The sequence below is a fragment of the Frankia sp. AiPs1 genome (assembly GCF_023716945.1).
Classification (GTDB): Bacteria; Actinomycetota; Actinomycetes; order Frankiales; family Frankiaceae; genus Frankia.
The window spans coordinates 1-3,150 of record NZ_JAMQQF010000654.1; the positions used below are offsets into that span (position 1 = coordinate 1).

The window sequence follows — 3,150 nt, forward strand, 5'->3', positions numbered from 1 at the left end:
GCGTCGAGCCCGGCGCCGCTGCCGGGCACGCCGCTGGCCGGGCGGATCGCGCTGGTCACCGGCGGCACGCAGGGCATCGGGCTCGGCGTGGCCGAGGCGTTCCTCGCCGCCGGGGCGAAGGTCGCCGTCGTCGGGCGGGACAAGGCGAAGATGGACGCGGTCGTCGAGTCGCTGGCGCCACGTGGCGAGATCATCGGCATCCAGGCCGACGTGACCGTCGTCGCCGAGGCGGCCCGGATCGTCTCGGCCACCGTCGACCACTTCGGCGGCCTCGACATCCTCGCCACCGTCGCGGGCGTCTTCGAGGGCGCCGCCCTGCTGGACGCGACCGAGGCCGACTACGACGATCAGTTCGACCTCAACGTCAAGGGCACGTACTTCTGCGCTCAGGCGGCGGCGCGCTATCTCGTCGACCAGGGCCGACGCGGAAAGATCATCACTGTCGGCTCGGTGGCCGGGCTGCGGGCGTTCCCCGGGGTGTCGGTGTACGGGGCGACGAAGGCGGCCGTCGGCTTCCTCACCCAGGTGTTCGCGGGCGAGCTCGCGCCGCACGGCATCAACGTCAACTGCGTGGTGCCCGGCAGCATCGACATGCCCACGAACAAGCTGCTCGCCCCGCCGGGCGCCGCCGCGGCGTCGGCCGCAGCCACCCCGGCGCGGCGCAACGGCCTGCCCGTCGACGTCGCGGCCGCCGCCGTCTACCTCGCCTCCGACATCGCCGACTTCGTCCACGGCACCTCGCTGGTCGTGGACGGTGGCGTGGCCGCCGTGGGGTGAGCGGCCGGGCGGGTGCCGGCCTCCTCCCGGCACCCGCCACCAGCTTTCACCGTGAGCCTGTCGCGTCCGGCCGCCGATCGCCGCGCCGGCACCGGGAGCCACGTCCGTGTCCCCCGGTCGCCGGTGCGGCGGCGGCTGCGAGCGGCCGGCACCGACCGGGCAGGAGAGTCCGATGGCGTTGGGATCGATCAGTTGGAACCTGGTGTGGGCGCACGACATCGGCCCGATGACCGCCTGGTACCGCGACGGGCTGGGGTTGCGGCTGATGACGTCGACGGTGCAGTCCGCGGTGTTCGACACCGGGCCGTGCATCCTCGTGCTCATCGGCCGCCACGACAACGGCCCGGCGAAGAACCCGCCGTTCACGGGGTGGGAGCGTAACCAGGTTCTGTTCACCTTCAGCGTCGCCGACATGGACGCGACCCTCGCCGAGCTCGCCGGGCGCGGGGTCACGCCGGTGCACGTCGCGCCGGTCGTCATCGACGGCGACGACGCCCCGAAGTGGCGCGTCGCCCAGCTCATGGATCCCGAGGGGAACATCGTCGAGCTGTGCGACGAGCCGGTGCGCTGGTTCGCGGGCGTCGATGGCTGAGACGCTCGAAGTGCCTGAGAAGCCTGCGATGCCCGAGAAGCCTGCGTTGCCTGAGGTGGCTGCGTTGCCTGAGGTGGCTGCGATGCCGCCTGCGATGGCTGCGTTGCCTGCGAGGCCTGCATTGCCCGGCGGGGGTGCGCTGGGTGAGCTGGTGGAGTTGCGGGCGCGCTTCGCCCGGTCCGGGATGGTGCGCCGGATCGGCTGGGGGGAGCGCCCGGCGGTCGTCGTCGTCGATCTGATCCGGGGATTCACCGATCCGGCCTGCCCGCTCGGGGGGGACCTTGGCGAGGTGGTCGAGGCCACGGGTGCGCTGCTGGCGGCCGCCCGCGCGGCGGGGGTGCCGATCTTCTGGGCGATGGTGCGCTACCGCCCGGACATGGCCGATGCGGGGGTGTGGCCGGCCAAGATCCCCGCGCAGCGCCTGCTCGTCGAGGGCAGCCCCTGGGTGGAACTCGACGCCCGACTCGACGCCCGGCCCGAGGACGACCGGGTCGTGAAGAAGCACGCGTCGGCGTTCCTCGGTACCGATCTCGACGTGCGGCTGCGCCGGCTCGGCGTCGACACGGTGCTGGTCGCCGGCGCAACGACCAGCGGCTGCGTGCGCGCAAGCGTGGTGGACGCCTGCGGGTTGGGGTTCCGGCCGATCGTCGTGCGGGAGGCGGTCGGGGACCGGGCGCCGCTCGTGCACGAGGTGAGCCTGTTCGACCTGGATGCCAAGTACGGCGACGTCGAGGATCTCGCCGCCGTCGTCACCCGGCTGGCCGCATGGCCCGGCCGGGCCATGGACGCCGGCGGGCCCGTCCCGACCGGGCGGCTTCGCGCCGCGGAGCAACCCGGCCGGCCCGAGCGGGCCGTGCCTGCCCTGCCCGGAGAGCCCGGAGAGCCCTGATGAGCCTCCACCCGAGCTGCCTCGACGTGGCGACCGCCTGCCGGGTGCTCGCCGCGGACGGTCAGGACCACTTCTGCTTCGGGCATGTCAGCGTCCGGATGCCGCATGGCGGGCTGCTGGTCAAGACGGCGGGGGCGTCCCTGGCCCGGGTGGGGCCGGGCCACGTCGCCGAGGTCGGCCCGGACGGTGCGGCGCGCACCCTCGGGTTGCGCCTGCACGAGGAGACCGCCCTGCACCGGGCCGTCTACGCCCACCGCGACGACGTGGGGGCCGTCGTGCACACCCACCCGCTCGCCGCCCAGACGGCGACGCTGTTCCCGCCGATGAGCGGCGGCATCCTCAGCCAGGACGAGGTCCCGTTCGCCGCCGGGGTCGCCTGGTACGACGACGCCGACCTTGTGGCCGACGCCGGGCGCGGGCGGGCCTTCGCCCGCTGCCTGGGGTCCGATCGGGCGGCGCTGCTGCGCGCGCACGGGCTGGTCACGGTGGGCCGCGACATCGTGGAGGCCACCGCTCTCGCGTTGTTGCTGCATCGGGCGCTGGTCATCCGGCTGGCGGCGATGGCGGTGGGCCGGCCCCGCCCGATTGACCCGGTCACGGTGGCGAGGTTGTCGTCGGCTTTCGAGGCCGGTCACGCCGGGCGGATGGCGGCGATCTGGGCGGACGCCGTCGCCGCGCTGGATCTCCCCTGGTCGGCCGCCCTCGGTCCGGGCGGGCTGCGACCGGTCCAACCGGGGGACGACGTGGCCGTCCGGGGCTCGTACGTGCGGGTCGATGGCGTGGCGGAGCCGGGATCGTGACGACCTGGACGCATCCAGCCAGCCGCGCCGAGGCGCTGGCCGCCCTCGCCGAACCCGGCGCCGCGGCTGCGGCCGGCTGCACCCGGCTGGCC

Annotated in this window: 4 protein-coding genes; all 4 read left to right on the plus strand. The window is 74.6% G+C overall.

The window, feature by feature from the left end; all coding sequences use genetic code 11:
• On the plus strand, positions 1-777 hold a 777-nt coding region (locus tag ND748_RS28930), incomplete at its 5' end, for an SDR family NAD(P)-dependent oxidoreductase (RefSeq protein WP_251749356.1).
• 172 nt (positions 778-949) lie between these two features.
• Entirely contained in the window at positions 950-1,369 is a 420-nt protein-coding gene (locus ND748_RS28935) for a VOC family protein (RefSeq protein ID WP_251749357.1), read from the plus strand.
• 82 nt (positions 1,370-1,451) lie between these two features.
• Entirely contained in the window at positions 1,452-2,258 is an 807-nt protein-coding gene (locus ND748_RS28940) for an isochorismatase family protein (protein WP_251749358.1), read from the plus strand.
• Entirely contained in the window at positions 2,258-3,058 is an 801-nt protein-coding gene (locus ND748_RS28945; RefSeq protein ID WP_251749359.1) for a class II aldolase/adducin family protein, read from the plus strand. The genes ND748_RS28940 and ND748_RS28945 overlap by 1 nt, the downstream gene beginning before the upstream one ends.
• Positions 3,059-3,150 lie beyond the last annotated feature (92 nt).

Coding starts and splice junctions, on each gene's coding strand:
- ND748_RS28935 (WP_251749357.1), top strand. CDS start 950: ATGGCGTTGGGATCGATCAGTTGGAACCTGGTGTGGGCGCACGACATC.
- ND748_RS28940 (WP_251749358.1), top strand. CDS start 1,452: ATGCCGCCTGCGATGGCTGCGTTGCCTGCGAGGCCTGCATTGCCCGGC.
- ND748_RS28945 (WP_251749359.1), top strand. CDS start 2,258: ATGAGCCTCCACCCGAGCTGCCTCGACGTGGCGACCGCCTGCCGGGTG.